We start from the raw sequence: 25,563 nt of genomic DNA, 5'->3' as shown, positions 1-25,563 counted from the left end.
TGCAGTGCAACCGAAGCGATCGAGGTATTAGGATTTTTGCAGGCATTGATAATACTGAGTTTGAATTCTTTGCTGTATTTTCGGCGTTTTTTAGCAACAGGAGGTGTTGCTGAATATATATCCATGTACATGGATTAAGTCCCCACTTGTTTTTAGGTGGGAACTAAATTAAGGCTTATAGGATCGCTTGGTAAGGCTGTGTTAGCCGGATGCTTACTATAGATCTAAATACAGAAAATCATATACAAGAGAAAATACAAATACAATCTATCAAAATATCTTAAAAGAGTATTGTCAATTTGACATTACGCCAATCCTAACCAACACAGGCTACCGCTATTATGTTGATTTAAAAGCAGCTGATTTACCTCATCTATCCTACACGTTGTTATCCATGTTTTATCTTGGCACGGTAGCACGTTACAGACCTAGTGAAGCCAATGAACTATTGCAGGGTACGTTAAGACCTGTAGTAAGTGAGTTTGTAAATATTTCACCCAATCAATTCCTTTATCAATTATGTTCTATCTTATTAGAAAAAGAATGCGTAATGCCTTTTTCATCTATTACCCCTATGAGTACTATATAAATCAGGAATAAACACCTCCAAAGAATACTATAGGCATTTCACTTCAGATTCCCTATACTCAACCTAACAACACTCAACAAGAAAACGAGCTTATGAAACTTAAAACACTCATTTTATCGGGTTTAACTTGCCTTTCTCTTAGTGCGTGTACTTCTGCACCTGTTATTCCGCAGCTTACTGCAGGTGTTTTACAAGAAGTGAAAAATATTGAAGTTTACCCAGACACTGTCAATAACAGCGCCAAACTCACAAAATTTATTGATAAATGCGTGATCGAATTTACAGGCACACTGCAAGCAGGTCGTTCTATTGAACAATGGGCATTTAAAGGCAATGCATTAATTTCAGCTGGTTCTGCAACATTTGCACAAGATGGGACTAGCATAGCAACTCACTTTGACTTGCATGATGCAACTGTGCAAAAGAACTTCATCACCTTACGCAACCATTTTCATAAAGATGCGCTTGCACAATGCAACTAAGCTAAAAACAGCTTTGAATGTATCTTGATGTAGCAAGATTGTTGGACTTTCAATATAAATACAGCATCGCTTGATATTTCAAACTAAGATGATAAAAGCAGTGTAGCCATTGCTGCCCTGCTTTAACAACTCTCCAGAGTAACAAGACCCACAATTTTATGTGGGTCTTCTTCTTTAAGTCTGAAACTTTGCCATAGTTTCAAGCACTTTAAAGTCTCAAACACTGTAAATTTCACCTAAAAACACATCATACTTGCGAAAAATAAACACTGCAGATCATCTAGGCTTTATACAATGCAGTACATTCCATTCAAAACCTTTCAACGACCAGTATTCGGCATCCTAAGAGGCACAGCACAATGAAAAAGATCAATATCAGCATTTGTATTGGACTATTGTTCAGTAGTGCTTCGGTGTGGGCACAAAGTAGTGCTGCACAAACTCAAAGTAATAAACCAATTCAGCCTTATGCAGACAATCCAAACCTCTTACATGTTTGGGCATATAAAACTCAGGAAGGTGTGATTCAGACAGCACAAAAAGTCGGTGAAGTAACCGAAAAAGGTATTGAAAAAATTCGCCCATCGGCACATCAAGCTTTAGACAACGCCAAACAATTGGGCAGTCAGGGTGCGGCTCAAGCCAAACATACTGGGCAGCAACTTGCCAACAATGTAAATACTAAAATTCAGGAAACCAAAGAAGTGATTACAGGACAAAGTGATCATGCCGTGCCTATCTATCAAGCACCATTAAGCGCGCCTTCGCAGAATATCGCCCCTGCAGCCACCATTGCCGCACCTACTCAAGAAGCACAGACTCAGACTCCACCAAGTACAGATACTGAAGAAGAAATTAAAGTGATTAAGCTATAATTTTTTTGATTTATTGGTTTGCTCAAAATTATAAAAACAACTCAGTGCAAATAAAAAAGCCTGCATTTAATCTGCAGGCTTATTCATGTGATAGCGTATCGATTTTTGAATTTGTCGGAATACATAAGCGCCTAATCCCAACAATACCAACAAACCTAAAGCAAAAAATAGATAAGCCTTCGGCTCAGGCGCATCTGCAAACAAAGTCGCAGATAAAATGAAACTGGACAGCAAAACAAGCACAGCAGGCATCAACAACTTGGTCATACATACTACCCTTGGAATGATCAACAAAACCATGTTTTAAGATCATCTTAGCCCAATGGCAAAACAATACAAGTGTCTAAAATTTAAACCTTCTAAATAATGGATCAAACTTTGCAGCTTACTGTTCCAGTTCTAGGGTAAATTTGGCAGTATCTGGCAAATCTTCCACAAAGTCGTTGCCGCCAAACTCATCACTGCTCAGGTTCAAATCTTTATAGCTCAACACAAAATAGTCGCTATATTTTTTCAATATTAATGGGTGCATGCCTGCAGCAAGTGCATCTTGTTCTTTGCATAGTTTCATGACATGACGATCATTCATACTAATTAAATAGCGTTCATCATTCAGATAAATTTGCACCAAACCACTGCCCTTTGCATAAATCGGAATCAGGAATTTATGGTTTAAGGCAATTGCATGTGCGGCATAGCTCTCAATTTTTTGGCTGATGATGTTAAACACCAAACCATGACCAAAATGGTCGAGCAAGACATTACGATTTTCATACGGTAACTGAATTTGTAAGCCAAGTTTGTTTAAATCGTGCTGATCGACCTGTTTATTGCTAAGCAAGGAGCGAATCAGGTTTTGTTTCAACTTGGCATCAAAAAAGTTACTGTCTAGCTGTAAGTTATTGTATTTTAAAATACGACCTAAAGACCAGCGATGGTTCGGCAAGACATTTTCAATCACTTTACGATAGTAAAACTTGCTGTTTTTTTTCACCTTGCGAATTTTTTGGTAAAAGAACGGCGCATCAAAAGGATGGGTTAAAAAGTCATTCAGTAATTCAGAGTTGGCTAAAATCGCAATTGCATCATGCCCTGTAAATGGCAAATGTAAGGTATGTAAATGCGGAATTAAAGGCTGAATTTTTAAATAATGCCCACGATCTTCAGCATAATATTGGTCATAGACCACAATATATTCACGCTGTGCCGATACATCTTGCGCTTGAATGCGCATATTGGCATTTAAGTCTGCATGATAAAACATGTTATAGCGTGGGTCATGAATATCTTCAGGGTCAATTGAATATTGCGGCACCAAAGCCACAATGCGGTTTAAATCCAGCAAATTGGAATATTTAATTGCCGCATAGCCACCCATTGAGCCGCCATAGCCCACGCGAATTTTAAACGGAGCAATCAGGTCTTGAATGGCTGCCAACATGGCACGCATAGAAGCTTCAGGAAACCATGATTTTTCCTTAGGCATGACCCCAATCACATTAAAATGAAACTTTTCCAGTGATTTTTCGGCATTAATAGACGTTCCTTTGGCCCGTGTAATTAAATCGCCAAAAGAAAAAATCAGCTCCTGAGATGAGCCTTTCATGAAAATAGCGCGGATATGTCCGTCTTCAAAAATTATGTGTTTGTCCATTCCCACACCGGCGCCAAGGCGCTGAATTAAACCGTTACTTTAAACTTGAATACCCTGTACGCAAGTCCAAAAGTGAATATGTTATTTTATAGATGCACAGCAGATTAAAAATCGCAAAATATGACACAATCTCTACATCCTGCCGCACAACAAGGTTTTGCTTTAGGGGCAAACCTATATCAACAAGTTCGTCCCAGTTACCCGCAAGAAGTCGATGTTTTCCTGCAAGATCAGCTCCAAGTTCCACTTAATAGCAATATTGTAGACTTGGGTTCTGGCACAGGAAAGTTCCTGCCACATTTGCTCAAACTGACAACTCAGCTTATAGCGGTAGATCCAATTGCCAGCATGTTAGCCGAATTAGAACAACTTTACCCACAGGTTAAGACAATTCAAGCACGAAGTGAGCAATTACCACTGCACGATCAATGTGCAGATTTGGTGAGCTGTGCGCAATCTTTTCATTGGTTTGCCAATCTGCAAAGTTTAAAGGAAATTCACCGAATCTTAAAACCGCAAGGTCATTTGCTGTTAATTTGGAATCAACGTGATATTTCAGTCAATTGGGTCAATGCACTGGCAAAGATGATTTTGCCTTTTGAGGGCGATACACCGCGTTTTCACAATCAGGACTGGCGTCAGGTATTTGCCGATACAGATTTATTCCAACTTACTCACGAGCAGAAATTTCATCACACGCATGTTGGTACAGTTGAACAAGTCGTGTCTAAGCGTTTGCTTTCGACCAGTTTCATTGCTGCAATGCCAACTGAACAGCAACAACAACTCAAAACACAATTTGAACAATTAGTATTAGAATATACGAATAAGCATGTGCAAGATGAAATTGAATTTCCCTATTGCACACATTTGTATGTCTATCAAAAAGTTGAATGAGAGGGAGCAAATAAATGCAAATAACCTTTAAACACGCGATTGCTCCCTTAACAATTTTTTTGGCGTTCTCCCTCAGCGCTTGCGAGCGCAGCAAAGTAGAACATGCAGACAAACTCAGCCCTGAAGATCAAATCATGCAAACTCAGGTCGAGCAAGCCGCGATTCAGCCCTTTGAAATGACTGCGGATGACCCGCATGATATTCAATTGCTGATGGATTATGAACAACGCCATGACCAAATGAGCAATGATTTGGAAGATGAGTTAGAACGCTTGCATGAAAGCCAACAACTCGATGCTGCATTTGCACAAAATCGCCTGCAGGACAACATTCAATCTGCCTTGAGTATGCTCAAAGAACTGGATTTAAAGACACCGCAAGGGCGTTATATTCAAGGCCTAATGAGTCATTATTGGGAACAGCAAGCGCAATATCTAGCAACTCAAAATACAACTTCTGCACCTTATCCTGTCAGTAAAGAACAACGTCAGCAAGGCTTAGCAGACTTGCTACAGGCGCAGCAACAACTAGAACATTGGCGTGGGCAATATCCACAACTTGATGAATAACGTGTTTTACGGACGCTGCTGTAAATACTGATGCACTCCTTCAGCGGCAGCGCGTCCTGTAGCAAAACAGGCTGTCAGCAAATAGCCGCCCGTTGGCGCATCCCAATCCAGCATTTCACCACAGAGAAAAACGTGTGGATTGGAATTTAACTGCAATTGTGCAGATAAAACCTCACGTTTGACTCCGCCCGCACAGCTAATTGCTTCTTCAATAGGACGAAAACCCTTTAAAGGCACCGTTAAATTTTTAATCTGCTGCGCCAATTGCATAGGTTGCTGCCAAAGGGCTTTATCCACCAACTCACGCACGACTGCAGACTTCACGGCATCCAAACCTGCCTTACGCCAAATATTGCTTACAGACTGTTTTTTGGAAGGTTGCAACTTTTGGTAGAGTTGCTCAACGGTTAAATCGGGTAGCAAATCGAGTTGTAACTGCAGCGGTTGTTGAGCGTGCTGCAACTGTCGCAATGCTCGCCCTTGCTTATAAATTAAGCCACTTTCCAAACCATAATGGCTAATCACAATATCGCCCATGCTCGCTTCAGCGCCTTTCACCCATGCTTGCACACGTTTTAAAGGTTGTCCAAAAACTGGCTGCATATAGTTAGACCAGTGACATTCCACCCCTGCATTACTGGCTTGAAAAGGCTGAATTTCATTGGCAGATAACCAACGCTGCCATGCACCATCACTACCTAATTTTGACCACGACACTGCTCCACATGCCATCACAATAGCGGCAAACTGCTGTTGTTCAACTTGCGCTGTACTTAGATTTTGAATACTGAGTTGATTGTTCTTTAAATCACATACCTGATGCCGATAATGAAACTGCACGCCTGCATCAACCAAGCGTTTTAACCATGCGCGTAGCAAAGGTGCGGCTTTCATTTCTTGTGGAAAAATTCGCCCCGATGAACCTACATAAGACTGAATACCTAAACCCTGCATCCAGTTTTGAATCCAAGCCGCATCCCATTGTTGAATCCACGGCGCCAACCATTCCGCCCGATCATAACGCTGAATAAATTGTGCAATCGGTTCGGCATGTGAAATATTCAGCCCCGTTTTACCTGCCATCAAAAACTTACGTGCCGCTGAAGGTTTCTGCTCATAGACATGCACATCATAGGCATACTGACTCAGCACTTCGGCAGCCATTAGCCCTGCTGGCCCTGCTCCTATAATTGCAATGCGCTGTTTCATGCCTGTTTACTCAGTTGTTGCACTTGAGTCTGCAGAAACTTTCGCCTCAACTGCAGCAGGTGTTAAAGTCAGCTGCTGTCCTTGCAAAGGCTGAAAATCATCAAAACGGGTTGTATAAGCTACTGGTTTGGTGATCAACAGTTCCTGACAACGCTCGCCACGTGCTAAATATTTGATTTCAAAGTGAGTGCGTGCTGAATCTACTGGAACATCCTGCTGAATAAATGGCAACTTCCACACTTCAATCAGCTGTTGCTGTGCTTCTGCAATATATTCAGGAATATTACTCACCAAAGTAATGCTGCCACCTGCTTTTAAGCGTGACAATAAAAACTCAAAAAACGGCATATTCAACCAACGCTGGGTGGCATTATGCGGTTCTGGATTCGGATATAAAATAAAGAATTGCTCGACTTGAGCAGGAAATAAAGCATGCACAATCCATGGAATCGCATCGGCATGAACAATCTGTAAGTTCTGCTGACCTTCAAGCTGATGCTGTTTTTGCATCGCCAAAAATTTTTCACGGGTGCGCTCAATTGCAATCAACTTGTGCTCAGGATGCTGCCCGCTAAACAATAGGGCGTGTTTACCTTTTCCGGCCCCAATTTCCACACAAACCGATTCATTGGCAATGGCTTGAAAATCACGAGGGGCATGCATACGCTGTGCTTGAAATTGACGAATTGGCATAATCAGATCAAACTTACAAAATTCGGCACAAGTCTATCAAGTCAGGTGCTATTTGCCTAATCCAATCCTGCATTTTTCATTTGGAGTTGATCATGCCACGTACTTTCCCTTGCCCACGTTGTGGCGAAGCTACACAATGGGAAGACAATCCTTTTCGTCCATTTTGTTCTGAGCGTTGCAAGCTCATTGATTTGGGCGCATGGGCAAATGACGAGTATCGTTTACCCACCCAAGATGCTCCGCAAGCAGAAAACTCTGAGGAATAAGCAATAAATTTCCACGCCAAATATTGCCTAAAACTACACACAGTTTCATGGAATTTTTCACATTTTTAGAAAAATTATTCAAAATTTAGTTGTTATATAATTGCTTTCAGCAGAATTAGCACAGGTTATACTTTGCACTATTCGTGACTCCGTCACTGCACATAACAATAAAGAAAGCAAAAAATAACCTAGGAACATTTCACCATGGAAATCATGTTAAAAGGAATTGTAATGCTGTGTATTTTACTCTCTACCAGCAGTTTAGGCTTTGGACTGTACGCGCATGATTTACTCATGCTGTGCATAGGCATCTTACTGACAATTTTCACAATGCTGTTTGCAATTGAAAGCAAACAAATGCTGAATAATCCCTTTCGCAAATAAAAAAGTCAGCGACTGCTGACTTTTTCTTAAAGCATAAATACACACTGCTTTTAACCTGCTTGCCCCGCCACAAAAGGGTTGTTCTGTTTTTCAAATCCAATGGTACTGATGGGACCATGCCCCGAAATAAACTGAGTGTCATCGGGCAAACTAAAACACTCGCGCTGAATTGAATCTAATAATTGTTGATGATTCCCACGTGGAAAATCGGTGCGTCCAATCGAGCCTTTAAATAGCACATCGCCTGTCCACAAGACGCCATATTTTGCATTATAAAACATCACATGGCCTGGGGTATGCCCTGGTGCATAACGCACTTCAAAGCTTTCTTGACCCAATTGCAGCACTTCACCACCCTCTAACCACTGTGTAACCGTGACTTGTTCAGGGATAGGAAAACCATAACGTGCAGACACTTCTTGCAGTTGATCTAACCAAAAAGCATCTTCTTTCTGTGGACCAATCACAGGAACATTCCAGTAATGTTGCAACGCACCAACAGCCCCCGCATGGTCTAAATGTCCATGAGTGAGCCACAAAGCTTTCACCGTTAAACCCAACGCTTCAACTTCGGCTTTCAGCTTTTCAGGCTCACCGCCTGCATCAATCAAAATTGCTTCTTTGCTTTCTGCATCCCACACAATCGAGCAGTTTTGCTGAAAAGCGGTGACGGGAACAATTTTGACTTGCAACATGGTGGCGAACCTCAAAAATTAATGGCTTAGGTTAAGCTTTACAGCATCAAGATTAGCTTGAAGTAAATGTTTGAGCAAATCCAAATGATCGGCACGAGTATTCAGTGCAGGAATATAGGCATATTCTTTGCCACCTGCTTGTAAAAACAATTCTGCGTTTTGAATTGCCAATTCTTCTAGCGTTTCCAAACAATCTGCAGAAAAAGCAGGACTCATAATTTGCACCGACTTCACGCCCTGCTGTCCCCATTCTTCAAGTAAGACATCGGTATAGGGTTTGACCCATTCCTGTTTGCCAAAACGTGACTGGAAGCTAATTGCCCATTGTTCATCATTTAAATTTAAAGCATCGGCAACCAATTGTGCAGTGATACGGCAACGCTCGGCATAAGGGTCGCCCTTATCAGCATACGGCTGTGGAATGCCATGAAACGACATCAATAATTTTTCTGCCACACCATGCTCGGCTTGAAATTCACGCACACTTTGCGCCAACGCCTGAATGTATAAAGGATGCTGATAATAATCACGAATGATGGATAAGCCCGGCAAATTACGCTGCTGTGGCACCCATTTGGCAACGGCATCATATAAAGGTGCAGTCGAAGTTGCCGAATATTGTGGAAATAAAGGGAACAAAATCACGTGATCTTGAGGATTTTGACTCAAAGCTGCCAAAGCCTGTTGAATACCCGGATTGCCATAGGTCATTACCGGTAGAATATTCAATTCAAACTCAGGATATAGCGGCAATAACTGCTGTTTTAAAGCATCAACCTGTTGCAACAAAATTTCCCGCATGGGTGAATCTTGCTGCCAGACCATAGCATAAGCATGTGCAACACGCTTAGGACGAAATGGCAAAATGAATAAGTTCAAAATGATTTGCCAAATCGGTTTGGGAATTTCAATCACGCGCTGATCAGACAAAAACTGCTTTAAAAAACGGCGAACCGCTGCTGCAGTCGGTTCATCAGGCGTACCTAAATTGGCTAAAAGAACGGTTACTTTGGGTTTTGCTGTAGACAACATCCAGCCCTCGTGTCTGATGATTGAGCCCGACTACTTTAACAGTTTTTTCACTCTGTATTGAGAGATTAATACGGTGTTTTAAATGAATAAACCCGATCGGTATCTAGCAAATTGCTCTCTAAAAGTTTTTGCGCTTTTGCCGTGGTTTGCCACAACATCCGCTGACGATCATCACGCCCCGCCTGCACAATCCAGTCATTTTGACGCATTTGCATTTTAATCTGATGCAAGGCCCGAATATTGATTTGGGCACGTGCAACTGCATGCGCACGTGGCATGATCCGACGTGCATCCTCCAAACCAGTTTCATTCAAATATTCATTCATGCGTTTCGAAAAATATTCTTCAGGGGTTGGATGAATAAAAGTATTGCCTAAAATTGCCAACAACTGCGCCCAACTTAAACTTCGCTCAACTTTCAGCTCTCTAAAGTTACCATCCTGATAGGCATGCATGCGATATTCAAAACGATATGATTCATTCATCGACACTTTAGATACGCTTAGAAACGGGTCTGCTTCGCGCTGTCCCACATCGGTTTCCAGCTGACGTAACTTACTTTTTAAACGTTCAATTTCATCATGCAAAGCTTGTGTATTTTGCGGGCGCACCCAACCAGAAGTCGGATAACGTTCTAGCATTTGCGACATATTAAAGCGGACAGCAAGCTCTAAATCACGCAGAGTGCGGTAGCTAAACACCTGATCGACTTCTTGTTGTAATAATTTACGGAACTCTTTGAATTTTTCACGCAATTCAGGTTTTTCATCATGTAAAGATGAATCACGTGAATCTGGGTCTTCGTGCATAAATACAATGATCGGCTTTTGCTTGGTGACTGCATAAATATACTCTAAATGCATATACCCCACGCCCGACACCGATTGCTCACCGTACTGGCTGCCCAATAGAATCACCACATAATCACAATCATCAATTTGACGGCGTGCAAATGCAGTGCTGAGTGGGGTACGTTGTTCTAAACCCCACGAAAAAAAACCCATTCCCACCAATGTTTGTGCCAAGATCACTCGTTCTGGCTGCATATCTGCCCCAGACGTCGAGATAAAGACCTGATAGCGCTTATCGAGCATTGGTTTCCCCTCTCCTATTGCCATTACAAGTCGGTCACCGTCTACTTGTAATGCCTTTCCCCAATCATAAAAAAATTATCTTAAAGTCAGTCCACAGTACTCACATTTGCGATACTCCAAGAAATATTGCCTGGAATAAGATGCTGCAACACGGGCTTTAATTGTTCTGCATTGTTCCCGCTGACATAACACGCAATTTGTAAAGTATCTGCCAAACTTTGTTCAAATAATAACTCATTTTTAATTAAAATGCGGGAAGTTTGACGCGCAACGGCAATTCCTGAGTCAATTAATGTCAGTTTCTGACCAAAAATGGACTCAATCGCAGGTTTTAGGAAAGGATAATGGGTACAACCGAGCACCAAATAGTCCGCGCCCTGATCGACCACAGGTTGCAAACTCTGCTGTAAGGAACTTAAACATGCCTCACTCATTTGCGCCCCTTGCTCAACAAAAGGCACTAAATCTAGATTGGTGACATTCAAGACTTGCACTTGAGCAGGAATCGCAAAACGCTGCATCACATCTTTAATAAGTTGTCCGCGAAAAGTCGCAGGCGTCGCAAGTACAGCCACAGTTTTGCTTTGGCTATTTAATACGGCAGGCTTTAAAGCAGGCACTAAACCAATAATGGGAAAATCTTCGCCGTAATGATCGCGCAGATAATCTAGACTAAAAGCAGAAGCAGTATTACACGCCACGACCGCAACTTTACAACCTTGTCGATATAACCATTCGATTGCAGCTGCAGTGAGTTCTCGAATATTTTGATCATCACGTGGGCCATACGGCACATGTGCAGTATCGGCATAATAAAGGATGCGCTCATTGGGCAAATATTCTGCAATTTCAATGGCAACTGACAAGCCTCCTATGCCCGAATCAAAAATACCAATTGGCGCACTGGCTTGTGCTTTTGGCATGGCTTGATTTAAGGGAGAAACAGGATGAATGGCTGTCATAGCAAGAGATTCAGCAATACAAAATGGGATGAATAAAGCTTAAACCTCAGCTGCTTAAATGCAAGTGCAAATCACCACTTTTCAACGATAAAATCGTTTCGCCCTGCGCATTTTCACTCAGCTCGCCCAATTCCACCAAATGTAAAAAAGCCGCACGCTGAATCAGGGCATTAATACCAAAACGCACATGCACATAAGGACGCAGCTCACCTGCATATTCACGCATAAAAATAGGATGCTCGGCATCAACAATCACAATATCCTGATGTGTAGTGATAAGTTGAATATAATTTTGCTGTCCGATTTCGACCACATCAACCTGATTGATGAACAAAGGCTCATCTTCTACCTGGATTTCAATTTGTTCCACTGGGGTTTTTAAATAAAACTTGCCCTGCTCTTTCCATAACACACTAGAAAACAGATCAACCAATGCCTGACGTTTGATCAATTGACCTTCGTGCCACCATTCTCCATTGGCTTTGACCAGCAAATCCATTGCTCCACAATGCTTTGGATGCCATTGCTCCAAAGGAGGGATTGATCTTTTGTGACCTGACTGTCCAGTTTTTATATATTGTGCAATGTGCATTAAATTTTTATTATCAGCCGTAGCTACATTTTCTGTCGGTTTGATTGAATTATCGTCATGCTTCATGCTGCAGTACCTTACTGACGGAAAAATAATACGATTCAGCCAATTGGCTAAGACTCGGTTTAAAACTATACTAGCTCACAATACTTACCCATACTGTAAAAGACACGATTAAATTTGTGTCTGGCAACTAAAAATACTCATGGCAGCACCGTTGCTTGATGCGGTTGCCACCTTCAATTATATGAGGAGTCCTACATGGAACACATCGAACGTGAATCGATGGAGTTTGACGTAGTCATCGTAGGCGCAGGCCCTGCGGGTCTTTCTGCTGCGATCAAAATTCGTCAACTTGCAATTGAAAACAATTTAAATGATCTGTCCGTTTGTGTGGTCGAAAAAGGCTCTGAAGTTGGTGCGCATATCCTTTCGGGTGCAATTCTTGAGCCTCGCGCCATCAACGAGTTATTTCCTAACTGGAAAGAAGAAGGTGCGCCTTTAAATGTGCCTGTGACTGAAGATAAAACTTTCTTCTTGATGTCACCTGAAAAAGCTCAGCAAGCACCGCATTGGATGGTGCCTAAAACCATGCATAACGATGGTAACTACGTGATCTCGTTAGGCAACGTGGTGCGTTGGTTAAGTCAAAAAGCCGAAGAATTAGAAGTTTCTATTTTCCCTGGCTTTGCGGCATCTGAAATTCTGTATCATGCCGATGGTACGGTAAAAGGCATTCAAACCGGTGACATGGGCATTGGTAAAGATGGCGAGCCAACGCATAACTTTACTCCAGGTTATGAGTTGCATGCCAAATACACTATTTTTGCTGAAGGCTGCCGTGGTCATTTAGGTAAGCGTTTAATCCAGCAATTCAATTTAGATAAAGATGCTGACCCACAACACTACGGGATTGGTATTAAAGAGTTATGGGAAATTGACCCTGCCAAGCACAAACCTGGCTTAGTTATGCACGGTGCAGGCTGGCCATTAAGCGAAACGGGTTCTTCTGGCGGTTGGTGGTTATATCACGCAGAAAACAACCAAGTGACTTTGGGTATGATTGTGGACTTGTCTTATACCAACCCACACATGTATCCATTTATGGAAATGCAACGCTGGAAAACTCACCCACTGATCAAGCAATATTTGGAAGGTAGTAAACGTATTTCTTATGGCGCGCGTGCGGTAACCAAAGGTGGCTTTAACTCATTGCCCAAATTCACTTTCCCAGGTGGTTCTTTAATTGGTGATGATGCAGGCTTCTTAAACTTTGCCAAAATCAAAGGCTCTCACACTGCCATGAAATCTGGCATGCTCTGCGGTGAAGCGGTATTTGAAGCAATTGCTGCTGGTGTCGCAAAAGGCGGTGATTTAGCAATTGCCCGTGTCACTGAAGGCGAAGATTTCTTTGTGAAAGAATTGACTGCTTACACAGAAAAATTCAACAACAGCTGGCTCAAAGAAGAGTTATACAACGCGCGTAACTTTGGCCCTGCAATGCATAAATTCGGTCAGTGGTTTGGCGGTGCGTTTAACTTTATTGACCAGAACGTATTTAAAGTACCATTTACGCTGCATGATTTAGTGCCTGACTTCAGTGCGCTAAAAACTGTCGATGCTGCGAACTTCAAACCGAATTATCCAAAACCAGATGGTAAAATTACATTTGACCGTTTGTCTTCAGTATTTGTATCGAATACCGTTCATGAAGAAAACCAACCTGCGCACTTGAAACTGACAGATGCTTCTATTCCTGTAAATGTGAACTTACCAAAATGGGATGAGCCTGCTCAGCGCTATTGCCCTGCTGGTGTTTATGAAATCATGGAAAATGATGATGGTTCAAAACGCTTCCAGATTAACGCAGCCAACTGTGTTCACTGTAAGACTTGTGACATTAAAGACCCATCACAGAACATCACTTGGGTAACACCTGAAGGTGGCGGTGGTCCGAATTACCCGAATATGTAATTGCGAATCGCAATTGAGAAACCCAAAAGCAGTGCCTCGGCACTGCTTTTTTATACACAGTTTACAAAATTACCAAGGTCTCATAATCCCTTACATTTTTCAGGTATTTCTCTATTCAAAAGCAGGCGATTGAATAACTTTCCTTGTTATGCTGTTTTTGCTTATTTTTTATCTTTTCTATTTTTAGTTTTTTATTTCGTTTTTTTCAGACTTGAACAACCGAAAATGTTGTTTTGTCAGCTTTTATACAATGCTATTCGGCATTTTATGCAGCACTTAGCACGGTAGCAAAATGTTGTAGATGCTGACTAAAACTGACTTGAGTGGAGTATAAAGCAGTACTTTGAGTTTTATCTTGCTCAAGCATTTGGTTGTTCTTATTTTCATTAGAAGAGGAATTCCAACATGCTTAATTTAACAGACACCCTCAACCAACTTAAAAATGTGCAGGCACAACCTGCAGTCAGCTTATTTCTACCCACACATCGTACCTTTCCAGACAATCAGCAAGATGTGATTGCTCTTAAAAACCAACTTAAACAACTCGAAGAACGCCTGTTGGCAGACTATGACAAACGTCTGGTGGCACAAATTTTAGAACAGATTCATCATCAAACCAAAGATTTGAATCCCAACTACCATTTAGACAGTCTGGCTATTTTTGCCACAGCCGACAGTGCACAAGTACTGCGTCTGCCATTCCCTACCCAAGAACGTATTGTGATTGATCAACAATTTTCAGTGCGTGATTTTATTCGTGAGCTATCTTATGCAGTGCAATACTATGTGGTAGTGATCAGTCGTGAAGTTGGACGTCTGATTAAGGCCTCCAATGATCGTGTAATCCATGAGTTTTCTGTAGATGACAGCGACTTGAATGAACGACTGCCACATGGTGCATTTCCTGTTCAAAATGATAACTTATATAGCACCAGCGGTGCAGAACGTGCCACAGCCGCCAATGAAGACCGTTTACTCAAAGAGTTTTTAAACCGTGTCGATAAAAATGTGCAAACTGTACGTGCCAGTGAGCCATTGGGCTTGGTCATTGTGGGTGATCGACGCAATATCAGTTTTTATGAATCTATTTGCGACCAACCCAATGCCATTATTTTCAGTGTAGATAACGTCACTCAGCTAGAACAAGGCAGCGCACAACACATTATTGACAGTATTCAGACCGAGCTAAAAAGCCATCAACAACAATTGCATCAGCAACATGCGCAGCAACTGGATGAACTCTATGCCAGTGACCGTGTTGTGACCGATCTGCAGCAAATTTATCAGGCAGTGTTGCAAAATAATGTCGATACTTTATATGTTCAACAAGGCTACATGCAGACAGGTTGGGTCGATACCGACCAGCAACGAATTTATCTAGATCAAGCGCACGCACCTGACAGCGCACAAGCCACAGACGATGTGATCAACCATATTATTGATGCAGCACAGCAACACGCTGCCAATATCGTATTTATTCCTGCCGATTATTTACAGTCCAAAGCACCACTGACTTTAATGAGTCGCTATGCGGTCTAAAACTCAGTCCATTTGACTGTGATCTAAAAAACAGCCATGCAGATTTATCTACATGGCTGTTTCAATCAAGATTCAAACTTCTCATTCATACGCAAATCTACGCTTTTTCATGACTTTCTCATGAATAAAACGATCAATTAGAATCGAGTCGTTACCGCCAACTGTACCCGATGACTGTCGCTATGTGATCGCCCGCTATATTCATAATTCAAATTGAGAAAACTATGTTGTCCAAAGTGAAGTTGTGAACCTAAGGCAGCATGATATTGACCTTGATCGGCATGCCATGCATCAAACTTCAGTTTCTCCGCTGTGCCTACATAATGGGTATCTAAATATGCTTTTTCCTGAATCGGTTGGCTGTAATACAAGCTGCCTTGCAATTGCCATGCTGGATTCAACTGGTAATTGGCTTGCAAACCTGCACCAAAATTCCAGCGCTGCATCACCAAATCATCTAAGCTGTTGACACCATCCTGCTGAGTTTGTTCGGCATGAACATAATGTTGGAACGAAGCATCTAAATACGGTTGAATCTGCATTTTTTGACTGAGTGGATAGCTATAATCTAGACGCAAACCTGCGGCATACATTTGTCCATCAAACTGTATTTTTTGTGCTTGAGCATGACCACGCTGCGCGTCAACATCCACCTGCATGCCTTTTAACCATGCCGCAACACTTAAATCACGATTAAGCTGCTGTGCTGTCCCCATAGTTAGTGCATAGGCTTTGCTCTGACTGCTATTTTTTGAGCCTGTTTGTACGGCATCATCTAAGTTCAGTTGACTGAAATCGGCCTGCGCTGCCAAGGTCATCCCTGCCAGTTTTGTTGCCACACCAACACCTTGATGATGACTACGGCGCTCACTATTTAAGCCGACATAATCCATATCATAACTTTGGTAATCACCCGAAAACCAAAGCTGTTTGGGTTGTGCGGTTGCCAAACGCTGTGCAAACTGACGTTCTTGCTTGCTGCTTTCTTCTGCGACATTTAAAACGGTATTGGCATAAAAACTTGGATCAAGTTGATGAAACAGTTGATTCAATGCCTGCGTAGAAACTGTACTTTCAGCAGCATTGCTATAACGTATAGTTTGAGCAAAATTGTTAAATAAGCGATTGGCAAAAACTTTTTCAGCATCTTCCAGCGTTTCTAACTGTTGTTTCTGATCAAGACTTGCTAAAACTACATCTAAATTACGGGCAACCTGAGTCCGTCCTTCAAGTTCAGCAGCAAGAGCCGCCACCGTTTCAGTCGATTTACGCTTTGCCGTAATCACCACATCGGTATTGATTGTATCTGCCGCACGTACAGGCTCGCCCGTTGCATTCAGTTCAGGACGATAACTAACTTGTGTCAACTCAAATAATGGATTGCTTGAGCGATAAGCATCGAACTCACGCTGTACGCCTTGTTGCGCACGTAATACGGTAGTTTGTGAACCTTGTGCAGTAATAAGTGGCTGATCAAGTGGCACTTCATCAAACAGGTTCAAAGTCCCTGCCAAATTGGCGGTTCCCGTTACCGTCAGCAAATTGCCAAAACGTGCTTTAAAACCCGCATGTTGCTGCTGATCTGCAGCAATCTGCATCGAATAGTTGCCTGTGATGGTTAAATTGCCTCCGTTTCAAGAAATGCACTGCCTGTTTCGACTTCTAAAATGTTTTGTGAAGGTTCAGGTTCTTGAATCGCACTGCCCATCTCGATGTCAGAGGTATCTTGTGGTGCTTCAATATCTTGAATTGCACTATCGACCAAGACGGTGTCGGTTAAAACAGGCTCGGCTACTGGTGGAGCTACCACATCGACTGGTTGCTCTACTTCTGACGGAGGTGATTCAAGTGTAGGTATCGTATCAGGCTGATTGACATCATTATTTTCTAAAACGGTAGCATCATCGCTAGGTACAGCATCATTGCTGTCTAAAAGTGAATCTTCAGTTGGTGATGTATTGCCATGATCTGTACTGCCACCACTCAAACCACCGCCATTGGATGATGCATCGCCATGATCTAGCTCTAAATTCACAGGAGGTTGATCGGTAATGGGTGCAGATGGTGCGACAGGTTGCTCTACTCCGCTGCCAATGCCTTCATTTGTAGTCGGTTGATCTTCTTGGCTGACATTTTCTGCCCCCAACACATCAGTGACTTGAACCGTGCTTGACTGAGAGCCTGAACCCGATGAACAGCCTGAGATACTCATGGTCAATAAACACGCCACACTCAGTGGCTTTAAAGAAAAGTTTTGCTTTTTATCTAAAATCATACCGTACTCAATCAAAATGATGATAACGCAAGATTTATTGATGATTGATCACGTAAAAAATTAAGCAGATTTTGCTCAGTCTAAATGGCATATTTTTTTAAGATAAAGACAATCAGTTAAGCCCCCCAAAATTATTTTTCTTAACTTGACTACTTTAATGCGACAGCTTAATCAGCTTTTTCAGCCTTATAAAACATAAACACTGCCATATAACATTCAAACCAAGCAAAACCCCAAATCTGCTTAATTTTATCCCCAAATATTCTGCAATCGAACTCAATAAACTGATCGCATTATAGGCTAATTTTTCCATATATTAAAAAATAATTTAAATTATTTTGTTAAAAATCAATAATTAAAATACAATCTAAGTTCACATTTTACAAATGGTTTTTTACACCTTACACATAACGTCGCATAATTTTGCACCAGCACACAGCAAGCTAAAAAAATGCATAAAAGTTAAAAAGCATCCCCAAAAATGTGCGATGCCTAACGCAAGAAATGGATACTTTCAGCATTTTTCAGTTTGAGCTGTGATGCGGGTTCAATATTTGAATCATTAAAAAAATAAAGATGTCTTGGACGTTCAAAAACACAAAAGGCATATTTCAATTTGCACAAATAACAAATGAAATATGCCTGTATTGATCACATTATTTTTATAGTTATCGTTATTTCGTGATGGGCGGTTTCAATGCGAATCCTTTTTAATTAACCTTTTTTCACTAAATAGTGAAACTCTTTATTGCCTTGCTCATCTAGGCGCTCTTCTTGCAATAACAACTCATGCCCTAAATGCATGCAAAATTTTGGAATATCCCAAGACGTAGAGTTGTCTGTTGCAAAAACTTCAACTACATCGCCCGATTTAGATTTGCGAATGGCTTGATGCAACATCATCACAGGTTCAGGGCAACGCAAACCGCGCGTATTTAATTGAATGCTAGGTGTGAGAGGAAGTTCAGACATGCACAGACTCGGTATTTAAAACATCGCGTTAGTTTAGCATAAAGCACACTCTTATTTGATGTGTTGCCGCTGCATCCCACAGCATTTGCGCATGACGTCTTTGCCCTACTTTTCTACCAAGATTAGCAATAGACAACTGTGTTTTCTAAGGTATGATTAAGCTAAGTTTTTTAGATATAAAGAGTCTTTAGGAAAGATCATGCACGAGGAATCAGGCCCATCGTGGGGTATGCGTGGCTTAAGAAAATGGTTAGGCACCGCGCCAGAAACCCGCGATGAATTGCTAAAATTAGTACAAGATTCACGTCGTTTTTTAGAACCCGATACGGTGGCAATGCTCGAAGGTGTTCTGGATTTACCTGCCACCAAAATTCGTGAAGTGATGACCCCACGTACCGCGATGATTAGCTTGCAGGAAGATGACGAGTTACTCGACATTCTGCACGTTTTGGTCGAATCGGCACATTCACGTTTTCCTGTGTTTTCATCTGACCAACCAGACAATGTGGTGGGAATTTTATTGGCAAAAGATTTATTGCCATTACTGACCGAACAAAGAACTAAAGTCGATATTCGTGCCCTCATGCGTCAGCCATTGTTTGTGCCTGAAAGTGCACGTTCAGACCAAGTATTGCGCATGCTTAAAAACACTCAAACCCATATTGCGGTTGTGATTGATGAATACGGCACCACTTCAGGTTTGGTCACGCTAGAAGACATTTTGGAAGAGATTGTCGGTGAAATTGAAGATGAACACGACAATATAGACGAAGAAGCAGAATACATTATTCCAGATAATGACCCGAAAACGGCAAATACTTGGTTAGTACAAGCACTTACACCAATCGAACATTTTAATAATGTTTTAGATGCAGATTTTTCTGACGATGAAGTAGAAACTGTGGGCGGTTTATTGCTTCAGGAAATTGGTTTGGTGAGTGATTTGCAAGGACAAGTGATTGCGATTGGCAACTGGGAATTTACCATTCTTGAAGCAGATGCCCGCACTATTCATCTGATTCGAGCCGTACGTCAATGAGGACTTTTTTTTCCAAGCTGTCTAATCCTGCAGAACATCAACAACTGCCCTTAATTTATCCATTAATCATTGCCCTATTGGCAGGTGCAGTGTTTAGTTTGGCACTTGCTCCCTATCATTACTGGTGGATTGCCTTACTTTCACCTGCTTTGCTGTATGCGACTTTAAGCAAACGCACCCCGAAACAGGCCTTCTTGATTGGTTGGTCTTACGGGATTGGGTTGTGGTTTGTCGGAGCATTTTGGCTCTATACATCCATTCACGTCTATGGCGACACCAATGCCTTTTTAAGCGTGCTGATGATTGTCATTATGGCGCTGTTGATGGGTTTGTTTACTGCCGTACAAACGTGGTTATATCGTCGGTTTTTCCCTGAAACACCACTGACTTTTGCACCGCTATGGGTATTTTTTGAATGGGCGAAAACTTGGGTCTTTACAGGTTTTCCATGGCTGTTTGCAGGTTATGCCTTCACCGAACGCTTTTTGGATAGCTATGCACCGTTGTTTGGTATTTTCGGGGTGTCTTTTGTGGTCATCTTGCTGGCCTGTGCGTTGGTTGAAGTCCTTAAAAAGCGTATCTTCTGGCTGATTCCATCGGCAATTTTACTTTTGGGTGCATGGGGTGCAGCACAACTCAGTTTTGTAACTGCAAAATCTGAAAAGCCACTCTCGGTTTCTCTGATTCAAGGCAACATTCCTCAAGACTTAAAGTGGCTAACCGAATACCAAATTAAGACCTTGGAAATTTATACCCGCTTGACCCGAACTGAATGGGGACGCGACATTATTGTTTGGCCTGAATCATCCATTCCAATGTTCCAGACCGATATTGAACCGTTTTTGGATGCCATGAAAACACAGGCTGAAAAAACGGGCAGTTCGTGGGTGACAGGTATTCCGTATTGGGACTTGCCTGAATCACAAGTGCAGCAACATCCAATGTATTACAACAGCATTATGGCAACGGGAGATGCGGCTGAAGGCTTGTATAAAAAGCAGCGTCTGGTGCCTTTTGGTGAATATATTCCGCTTTCAGGCTTACTGAGTTGGGTACTACCTGCGATGCAAAATGACCCATCCATGAGTGGTTTTTCACGTGGAGCGTCTGAGCAAAAACCGCTTGCAATTAAACAGCATCATTTGGGGGCAGCCATTTGTTATGAGGTGGCTTATCCGAACCTGACCCGCCGCAATGCTAGCCAAAGTGACTTTTTGGTAACAGTATCCAATGATGCTTGGTTTACGGGTACTGCAGGGCCATTGCAACATTTACAAATGGTACAAATGCGCGCCAAAGAAAATGGACGCTGGTTTGTTCGTGCCACCAATACAGGTGTGACCGCATTTATTGACCATCATGGGCATATTGTCAAACAAGCGCCAATGGATCAGGAATTTGTGCTGCGTGGTGATCTGCCTGCCATGCAAGGTCAAACACTGTATACCCAACTCAGCGATTGGCCTGTGCTGATTTTCTCATTGCTGTTGTTAATTATGGGGTGGATTTATCGACCACGTCAGGTGGATGTGTCGTTTAAATCACGTCGTTAATAGTACTGTTCAATAGCGGCTAGAAATAACCATTCATAAAAAAACCGAGCATTAAGCGCTCGGTTTTTTTGGAGTTCACTGAATCAATATATAGACTCAACTCATCTTCTATTAAGGCTGATAATAAATGTCGGCATCGGTACCTTCACCACCCTGCTGACCATCTGCACCAAAAGAATATAAATCAAATGGGCGACCTTCTGAACCCGGAATCACATATTGGATGTCATTATCCCAACTGTCTTTCGGATAGCCCCCTTTCACATAACCGCCTGGCAACCAGTTTTTAGCCGAAGCAGGCTGATTCACCAAGGCGTCTAAACCACCGTCTTGCATTGAAGGATATTTTTGATTATCGAGTTTGTATTGATCGAGTGCGCCAGCCACACCTTTTAAAGTAATAACCGTAGTATCTACTTTGGCTTTTTCACCACGTCCCATTACGTTCGGTACGATTAAAGCCGCCAACACACCTAAAATTACAATCACCACCATGACTTCAATCAGGGTAAAACCAGACTGTTTACTCGGTTGCTTCTGTTTCATTCAATCTCTCTCATTTATTTATATCAATTCGACATTTATTTTAGATTCTGTTTGAAGAACGATGCTTCAAAACGATTTAAATCATATTGTTCATATTCACAATTGGCAGCATTACCGCAATCACAATCACCAGTACAATACTCGCCATCAGTACCAACATCAACGGTTCTAATAATGCCAACAGGGTAGAAATCAGTGTGGTCACTTCACGGTCTTGCATGTCTGAAGCACGTGACAGCATACGGTCTAACTCGCCCGAGGCTTCACCACTTTTGATCATTTGTACCATCATCGGTGGGAAATAACCACTGCGCTCTAATTGCGTCGCCAAGTTACCACCTTCAGTGACTTTTTCTGCCGCCAAATTGACCGCATCACGAATGACCCAGTTGTTACTGACCGCAGCACCAATATTTAGCGCATCCACCAAAGGCACACCCGACTGAGTCAAAATAGACAAGGTACTGGCAAAACGCGCGGCATTAATCCCACGTGATAATTTTGCAAATAACGGCAACTTTAAGGTTAAACGGTCAAAGGCATAATGCCCTGCGGTGGTGCGTAAAAAACGCACCAACAACAATACCCCCACCACAGAAGCCACCAGTAAAAACGGCCATGCAACACGAATAAAATCACTGGCTTTCATTAATGCCACGGTGATCCACGGCAAGGCATCTTTGCTCTGATCAAAGGTTTTAACAATATCGGGTACGACATAAGTCATTAAACCCATCACAATCGCAAAAGACATCAGCATTAAAATGATGGGATAAATCATCGCCCCTTGAATTTTTTTCTGCATGGCAAAGCGGTTTTCGGTGTAATCTGCCAATTGTTCCAGAATTAAATCCAAATGCCCCGAACGCTCGCCTGCGGCAATGGTGGCAATATATAAGTCTGGAAAACGCCCCGATTGTTGTAAAGCATTGGCCAGTGAATAACCTTCCAAAACTTTGGAACGCACCGACATCAGCAAATTTTGCACATGGGCTTTTTCACTTTGTTTACCCACAGCGCGAACGGCTTCTTCCAAAGGAATCGCAGCAGCCACCAAAACCGATAACTGACGGGTCAGCAAAGCCAAATCATAGGCGGTGATTTTTTTCTGAAACCATTGTTTGCCACTGTGTTTATCTTTTTGTTCAACGGTATCGACACTGACAGGAATCCATTCTTTGTCACGTAATTGCTGACGGATTTGTCGTGCAGAATCACCCTCTAAAACACCTTTTTGCTGCTTCCCTGAAGCGTCAATGGCAGTAAATTGATATGCTGGCATTGTAATGCTCTAATTTTCCAAAATTTCTTGCAACACAGTTGCGTCTGACCACTAAAATCATTCATATTCTTAGATATAAATTCTGTGCTCACTCTAACACATGCCAAAGTCGAGCACGAAGCCATTTTTCACAGGACGATACGACTTTTTCTATGCCAGATTCCACTTTAGACCCACAGCCTGTTTATCGTATTCGAGTGGCTGTACCCGTATATCTTTACGACTGCTTCGATTATATGCTCAGTGCAGCACAATATCAGCAAGCAGAAGTGGGCGCGCGGGTCTTGGTTTCTTTTGGTCGGCAAAACTTGGTCGGAATTATTGTCGAAAAACTGGCACTCGACACCCCAATTGATCCACGTTTTAAACTCAAAGCCATTAGCGAACTGTTAGATGAGCAAGCGATTTTAGACCCTAAAGTTTTAACTTTGTTGACATGGTCGGCACAATATTATCAATTCCCGATTGGTGAAGTGATGCAAAGTGCCTTACCTAGCTTATTGCGCCAAGCCAAACCCTATAATTTATTGGCACGTACTTGGAAATTGTTGGATGCACATGCCGAAGCTAAAATTACACGCTCAGAAAAACAACAAGAAGCCTATAAAATTTTAAAGCTGCATCCTTCGGGAACTTCTGAAAATATTTTAAATTTGGCAGGCATTGAAACAGCAACCCTAAAAGCCTTGGCGAATAAAGAAATTTGCGCATGTGTTTTGGAAGCCCAAGATTTTAGCCCAATGCCAGTGACTTTGGCGCAAATGCCTTTAACCCCTAATCCAGATCAGAAAAAAGCCATCGACAGCGTACTTAAAGTACGGCAGCAATATAAGGCATTTTTACTGGATGGTTTAACGGGTAGCGGTAAAACTGAAGTGTACTTACACATCATGCATGAGGTACTAAAACAGGGCAAACAAGTGTTGGTGTTAGTACCTGAAATTGGTCTAACGCCACAAACCATTAGCCGTTTCCAATCGCGTTTTCACTGCCACATCGCCCTCTTACATTCAGGTTTAAATGATTCCAAGCGTTTGCAGGCGTGGCAAGCCGCACAAACGGGCAAAGCCTCGATTATTTTAGGTACACGTTCTGCGATTTATACCCCATTGCCAAATTTAGGCTTGATTATTTTAGATGAAGAACACGACCTGTCTTTTAAACAGCAGGAAGGTTTTCGCTACCATGCCCGTGATGTTGCGCTCTATCGTGCCCATCTGGAAAATTGCCCTGTTATTTTAGGTTCGGCAACTCCAAGCATTGACAGCTATGCACTAGTCGATCAAGGCAAAATGCAATGTCTGGAATTAAATCAACGCGCGGGCACGGCACTCATGCCCAAAATCCACCTGATTGATTTAAAAATTGCCAAAAAACAGCACGGTATTAGCCAACAATTGATTGATGAAATCAAAAAACGCTTGGCTAAAAAAGAACAAGTTTTGGTGTTTTTAAACCGACGCGGCTATGCACCTGTATTGATTTGTGAGAGCTGTGCATGGCAAGCCAAATGCCCAAATTGTGATGCCAACTTTACCTTGCATCATCAACCTTATACACATTTGCATTGCCACCACTGCGGTACGATTCATCGTAAACCTGAGCAATGCCCTGCCTGCAACCATGCAGAACTCAAACCAATTGGCATGGGCACTGCCAAAGTCGAAGACAGTTTAAACGAGCTGTTTCCCAATGTAGATGTGATTCGGGTAGATCGTGACTCAACCAGTCGTGTTGGCAGTTGGCAAAAAATTTATGACCGTATTCAACGCAGCGAACCACTGATTTTATTGGGCACGCAAATGCTGGCCAAAGGGCATCATTTTCCGTATGTGACATTGGTGGCAATTTTAGATATTGATTCAGGCTTACTTAGTGTGGATATTCGCGCACCTGAACGCACGGCTCAACTGATTGTGCAAGTGGCGGGACGTGCAGGGCGTGGTGAGCATAAAGGTGATGTTTATTTGCAAAGTGTGCGTCCTGATCATCCACTTCTCACCACATTGGTCGAGGGAGATTACCGCAAGTTCGCCAAACAAAGTTTAAAAGAACGCAAAGCTGCACAATTACCGCCTTATCGTTACAGTGCTTTGATTCGCTGTGAATCTAAAAGTCAGGAATTAAACCAGCAATTTTTACAACAACATGCACAATGGCTTAGAGAACATTCAGAACAATTAATTGAAATTTGGGGGCCGATTCCTGCGCCAATGGAACGTAAAGCAGGACGTTTCCATGCACACATGGTGTTGTTGTCTAAAGATCGGGCACGCTTACATTTTTATATCAGGAACTGGTGGCAAAATATGTTGCATGAAAAGCCATCCAGCATGAAACTAAGTTTAGATATAGATCCGCAAGAATTTAGCTAATACTGTAAATTGAAA

26 protein-coding genes are annotated in these 25,563 nt (G+C 42.1%); 11 read left to right on the top strand and 15 right to left on the bottom strand.

Annotated features, from left to right (window positions below; translation table 11 throughout):
* On the bottom strand, nt 1–131 hold a 131-nt coding region (locus FTU70_RS10520; protein ID WP_180060559.1), incomplete at its 3' end, for a transposase.
* Nucleotides 132–265: 134 nt separating this feature from the next.
* Between FTU70_RS10520 and FTU70_RS14455 the strand changes: the two genes are divergently transcribed.
* The 3 genes from FTU70_RS14455 (at nt 266) to FTU70_RS10505 (ending at nt 1,946) form a co-directional block, all read left to right on the top strand.
* Entirely contained in the window at nt 266–589 is a 324-nt protein-coding gene (locus FTU70_RS14455; RefSeq protein WP_373685342.1) for a YaaC family protein, read from the top strand.
* A gap of 92 nt (nt 590–681) precedes the next feature.
* Nucleotides 682–1,071: a hypothetical protein gene (locus FTU70_RS10510; protein ID WP_004976007.1), complete on the top strand. Its 390-nt coding sequence runs from the start codon at nt 682–684 to the stop codon at nt 1,069–1,071.
* A gap of 359 nt (nt 1,072–1,430) precedes the next feature.
* On the top strand, nt 1,431–1,946 hold the full coding sequence (locus FTU70_RS10505; protein ID WP_180060558.1) for a hypothetical protein: 516 nt from the start codon (nt 1,431–1,433) through the stop codon (nt 1,944–1,946).
* Between the two features lie 66 nt (nt 1,947–2,012).
* On the opposite strand, the gene FTU70_RS10500 is transcribed toward FTU70_RS10505, so the two are convergent.
* Complete coding sequence (locus tag FTU70_RS10500) at nt 2,013–2,213, bottom strand: hypothetical protein (protein ID WP_131261079.1); 201 nt, start codon at nt 2,211–2,213, stop codon at nt 2,013–2,015.
* Nucleotides 2,214–2,331: 118 nt separating this feature from the next.
* Nucleotides 2,332–3,600, bottom strand: a complete 1,269-nt coding sequence (locus FTU70_RS10495) for a hypothetical protein (RefSeq protein WP_131261080.1) — start codon at nt 3,598–3,600, stop codon at nt 2,332–2,334.
* A gap of 120 nt (nt 3,601–3,720) precedes the next feature.
* Between FTU70_RS10495 and FTU70_RS10490 the strand changes: the two genes are divergently transcribed.
* Together FTU70_RS10490 and FTU70_RS10485 are read left to right on the top strand one after the other, a co-directional pair.
* Nucleotides 3,721–4,497 (top strand): class I SAM-dependent methyltransferase, encoded by a 777-nt coding sequence (locus FTU70_RS10490; protein ID WP_167845740.1) that lies wholly within the window; start codon nt 3,721–3,723, stop codon nt 4,495–4,497.
* A 14-nt stretch (nt 4,498–4,511) separates the two neighbouring features.
* Nucleotides 4,512–5,066, top strand: a complete 555-nt coding sequence (locus tag FTU70_RS10485; protein WP_096901318.1) for a hypothetical protein — start codon at nt 4,512–4,514, stop codon at nt 5,064–5,066.
* Nucleotides 5,067–5,072: 6 nt separating this feature from the next.
* Here the strand turns inward: FTU70_RS10485 and FTU70_RS10480 are convergent, their stop codons facing one another.
* Both FTU70_RS10480 and FTU70_RS10475 read right to left on the bottom strand, forming a co-directional pair.
* Complete coding sequence (locus FTU70_RS10480; RefSeq protein WP_004975990.1) at nt 5,073–6,275, bottom strand: TIGR03862 family flavoprotein; 1,203 nt, start codon at nt 6,273–6,275, stop codon at nt 5,073–5,075.
* A gap of 6 nt (nt 6,276–6,281) precedes the next feature.
* Entirely contained in the window at nt 6,282–6,974 is a 693-nt protein-coding gene (locus FTU70_RS10475; protein ID WP_225543524.1) for a tRNA (guanine-N(7)-)-methyltransferase, read from the bottom strand.
* 86 nt (nt 6,975–7,060) lie between these two features.
* On the opposite strand from FTU70_RS10475, the gene FTU70_RS10470 reads away from it, so the two are divergent.
* Nucleotides 7,061–7,234, top strand: a complete 174-nt coding sequence (locus FTU70_RS10470) for a DNA gyrase inhibitor YacG (RefSeq protein ID WP_154321096.1) — start codon at nt 7,061–7,063, stop codon at nt 7,232–7,234.
* A gap of 434 nt (nt 7,235–7,668) precedes the next feature.
* Here the strand turns inward: FTU70_RS10470 and FTU70_RS10465 are convergent, their stop codons facing one another.
* The 5 genes from FTU70_RS10465 to FTU70_RS10445 all read right to left on the bottom strand — a co-directional run bounded on the left by FTU70_RS10465 (nt 7,669) and on the right by FTU70_RS10445 (nt 12,059).
* Nucleotides 7,669–8,313, bottom strand: a complete 645-nt coding sequence (locus FTU70_RS10465; RefSeq protein ID WP_131261085.1) for an MBL fold metallo-hydrolase — start codon at nt 8,311–8,313, stop codon at nt 7,669–7,671.
* An 18-nt stretch (nt 8,314–8,331) separates the two neighbouring features.
* Entirely contained in the window at nt 8,332–9,345 is a 1,014-nt protein-coding gene (gene hemH, locus FTU70_RS10460; RefSeq protein WP_180060557.1) for a ferrochelatase, read from the bottom strand.
* Between the two features lie 65 nt (nt 9,346–9,410).
* Nucleotides 9,411–10,439, bottom strand: a complete 1,029-nt coding sequence (locus tag FTU70_RS10455; protein WP_096901324.1) for a DUF4062 domain-containing protein — start codon at nt 10,437–10,439, stop codon at nt 9,411–9,413.
* Nucleotides 10,440–10,525: 86 nt separating this feature from the next.
* The gene (murI, locus tag FTU70_RS10450; RefSeq protein WP_004975969.1) at nt 10,526–11,401 is read right to left on the bottom strand and encodes a glutamate racemase; all 876 of its coding nucleotides are present in this window, start codon (nt 11,399–11,401) and stop codon (nt 10,526–10,528) included.
* Nucleotides 11,402–11,447: 46 nt separating this feature from the next.
* Entirely contained in the window at nt 11,448–12,059 is a 612-nt protein-coding gene (locus FTU70_RS10445) for a DUF1285 domain-containing protein (protein ID WP_004975967.1), read from the bottom strand.
* A 195-nt stretch (nt 12,060–12,254) separates the two neighbouring features.
* On the opposite strand from FTU70_RS10445, the gene FTU70_RS10440 reads away from it, so the two are divergent.
* Both FTU70_RS10440 and FTU70_RS10435 read left to right on the top strand, forming a co-directional pair.
* Nucleotides 12,255–13,967 (top strand): electron transfer flavoprotein-ubiquinone oxidoreductase, encoded by a 1,713-nt coding sequence (locus FTU70_RS10440; RefSeq protein WP_180060556.1) that lies wholly within the window; start codon nt 12,255–12,257, stop codon nt 13,965–13,967.
* A gap of 405 nt (nt 13,968–14,372) precedes the next feature.
* Nucleotides 14,373–15,506, top strand: coding sequence for a hypothetical protein (locus tag FTU70_RS10435; RefSeq protein WP_104852982.1), 1,134 nt, complete (start codon nt 14,373–14,375; stop codon nt 15,504–15,506).
* A 137-nt stretch (nt 15,507–15,643) separates the two neighbouring features.
* Here the strand turns inward: FTU70_RS10435 and FTU70_RS10430 are convergent, their stop codons facing one another.
* The 3 genes from FTU70_RS10430 to tusA form a co-directional block, all read right to left on the bottom strand.
* A complete protein-coding gene (locus FTU70_RS10430) occupies nt 15,644–17,104 on the bottom strand; it encodes an autotransporter outer membrane beta-barrel domain-containing protein (RefSeq protein ID WP_131261087.1) in 1,461 nt (486 codons plus the stop codon).
* A gap of 20 nt (nt 17,105–17,124) precedes the next feature.
* Entirely contained in the window at nt 17,125–17,781 is a 657-nt protein-coding gene (locus FTU70_RS10425) for a hypothetical protein (protein WP_180051925.1), read from the bottom strand.
* 714 nt (nt 17,782–18,495) lie between these two features.
* Nucleotides 18,496–18,753, bottom strand: coding sequence for a sulfurtransferase TusA (tusA, locus tag FTU70_RS10420; protein WP_180060555.1), 258 nt, complete (start codon nt 18,751–18,753; stop codon nt 18,496–18,498).
* A gap of 199 nt (nt 18,754–18,952) precedes the next feature.
* Here tusA and FTU70_RS10415 point away from each other — a divergent pair, with 199 nt between their 5' ends.
* Together FTU70_RS10415 and lnt are read left to right on the top strand one after the other, a co-directional pair.
* Complete coding sequence (locus tag FTU70_RS10415) at nt 18,953–19,792, top strand: CBS domain-containing protein (protein ID WP_218946876.1); 840 nt, start codon at nt 18,953–18,955, stop codon at nt 19,790–19,792.
* Nucleotides 19,789–21,345: an apolipoprotein N-acyltransferase gene (gene lnt, locus FTU70_RS10410; protein ID WP_004975952.1), complete on the top strand. Its 1,557-nt coding sequence runs from the start codon at nt 19,789–19,791 to the stop codon at nt 21,343–21,345. The genes FTU70_RS10415 and lnt overlap by 4 nt, the downstream gene beginning before the upstream one ends.
* Before the next feature lie 111 nt (nt 21,346–21,456).
* On the opposite strand, the gene gspG is transcribed toward lnt, so the two are convergent.
* Nucleotides 21,457–21,891 carry a type II secretion system major pseudopilin GspG gene (gene gspG / locus FTU70_RS10405; RefSeq protein ID WP_004975950.1) on the bottom strand — a complete coding sequence of 145 codons (435 nt, stop codon included), beginning with the start codon at nt 21,889–21,891 and terminating at the stop codon, nt 21,457–21,459.
* Between the two features lie 76 nt (nt 21,892–21,967).
* Entirely contained in the window at nt 21,968–23,173 is a 1,206-nt protein-coding gene (gene gspF, locus FTU70_RS10400; protein WP_004975948.1) for a type II secretion system inner membrane protein GspF, read from the bottom strand.
* Between the two features lie 152 nt (nt 23,174–23,325).
* Here gspF and FTU70_RS10395 point away from each other — a divergent pair, with 152 nt between their 5' ends.
* On the top strand, nt 23,326–25,548 hold the full coding sequence (locus FTU70_RS10395) for a primosomal protein N' (RefSeq protein WP_004975947.1): 2,223 nt from the start codon (nt 23,326–23,328) through the stop codon (nt 25,546–25,548).
* Nucleotides 25,549–25,563 lie beyond the last annotated feature (15 nt).

Source organism: Acinetobacter sp. YH12135, from assembly GCF_013418565.1.
In the GTDB taxonomy this organism is placed as follows: domain Bacteria; phylum Pseudomonadota; class Gammaproteobacteria; order Pseudomonadales; family Moraxellaceae; genus Acinetobacter; species Acinetobacter towneri.
The sequence above is the reverse complement of the archived record's forward strand: the minus strand, read 5'-3'. Positions and strand labels throughout refer to the sequence as shown.

Bases quoted from the DNA above. Each gene is read 5' to 3' on its own strand.
- FTU70_RS10485 (WP_096901318.1), top strand. From the start codon at position 4,512: ATGCAAATAACCTTTAAACACGCGATTGCTCCCTTAACAATTTTTTTG.
- hemH (WP_180060557.1), bottom strand. From the start codon at position 9,345: ATGTTGTCTACAGCAAAACCCAAAGTAACCGTTCTTTTAGCCAATTTA.
- FTU70_RS10505 (WP_180060558.1), top strand. From the start codon at position 1,431: ATGAAAAAGATCAATATCAGCATTTGTATTGGACTATTGTTCAGTAGT.
- FTU70_RS10395 (WP_004975947.1), top strand. From the start codon at position 23,326: ATGCCAGATTCCACTTTAGACCCACAGCCTGTTTATCGTATTCGAGTG.
- FTU70_RS10455 (WP_096901324.1), bottom strand. From the start codon at position 10,439: ATGCTCGATAAGCGCTATCAGGTCTTTATCTCGACGTCTGGGGCAGAT.
- lnt (WP_004975952.1), top strand. From the start codon at position 19,789: ATGAGGACTTTTTTTTCCAAGCTGTCTAATCCTGCAGAACATCAACAA.
- FTU70_RS10510 (WP_004976007.1), top strand. From the start codon at position 682: ATGAAACTTAAAACACTCATTTTATCGGGTTTAACTTGCCTTTCTCTT.
- FTU70_RS10440 (WP_180060556.1), top strand. From the start codon at position 12,255: ATGGAACACATCGAACGTGAATCGATGGAGTTTGACGTAGTCATCGTA.
- FTU70_RS10470 (WP_154321096.1), top strand. From the start codon at position 7,061: ATGCCACGTACTTTCCCTTGCCCACGTTGTGGCGAAGCTACACAATGG.
- FTU70_RS10435 (WP_104852982.1), top strand. From the start codon at position 14,373: ATGCTTAATTTAACAGACACCCTCAACCAACTTAAAAATGTGCAGGCA.
- FTU70_RS10490 (WP_167845740.1), top strand. From the start codon at position 3,721: ATGACACAATCTCTACATCCTGCCGCACAACAAGGTTTTGCTTTAGGG.
- murI (WP_004975969.1), bottom strand. From the start codon at position 11,401: ATGACAGCCATTCATCCTGTTTCTCCCTTAAATCAAGCCATGCCAAAA.
- FTU70_RS10495 (WP_131261080.1), bottom strand. From the start codon at position 3,600: ATGGACAAACACATAATTTTTGAAGACGGACATATCCGCGCTATTTTC.
- gspF (WP_004975948.1), bottom strand. From the start codon at position 23,173: ATGCCAGCATATCAATTTACTGCCATTGACGCTTCAGGGAAGCAGCAA.
- FTU70_RS10465 (WP_131261085.1), bottom strand. From the start codon at position 8,313: ATGTTGCAAGTCAAAATTGTTCCCGTCACCGCTTTTCAGCAAAACTGC.
- FTU70_RS10500 (WP_131261079.1), bottom strand. From the start codon at position 2,213: ATGACCAAGTTGTTGATGCCTGCTGTGCTTGTTTTGCTGTCCAGTTTC.
- FTU70_RS10425 (WP_180051925.1), bottom strand. From the start codon at position 17,781: ATGATTTTAGATAAAAAGCAAAACTTTTCTTTAAAGCCACTGAGTGTG.
- FTU70_RS10415 (WP_218946876.1), top strand. From the start codon at position 18,953: ATGCACGAGGAATCAGGCCCATCGTGGGGTATGCGTGGCTTAAGAAAA.
- FTU70_RS10430 (WP_131261087.1), bottom strand. From the start codon at position 17,104: ATGCAGATTGCTGCAGATCAGCAGCAACATGCGGGTTTTAAAGCACGT.
- tusA (WP_180060555.1), bottom strand. From the start codon at position 18,753: ATGTCTGAACTTCCTCTCACACCTAGCATTCAATTAAATACGCGCGGT.
- FTU70_RS10445 (WP_004975967.1), bottom strand. From the start codon at position 12,059: ATGAAGCATGACGATAATTCAATCAAACCGACAGAAAATGTAGCTACG.
- FTU70_RS10480 (WP_004975990.1), bottom strand. From the start codon at position 6,275: ATGAAACAGCGCATTGCAATTATAGGAGCAGGGCCAGCAGGGCTAATG.
- gspG (WP_004975950.1), bottom strand. From the start codon at position 21,891: ATGAAACAGAAGCAACCGAGTAAACAGTCTGGTTTTACCCTGATTGAA.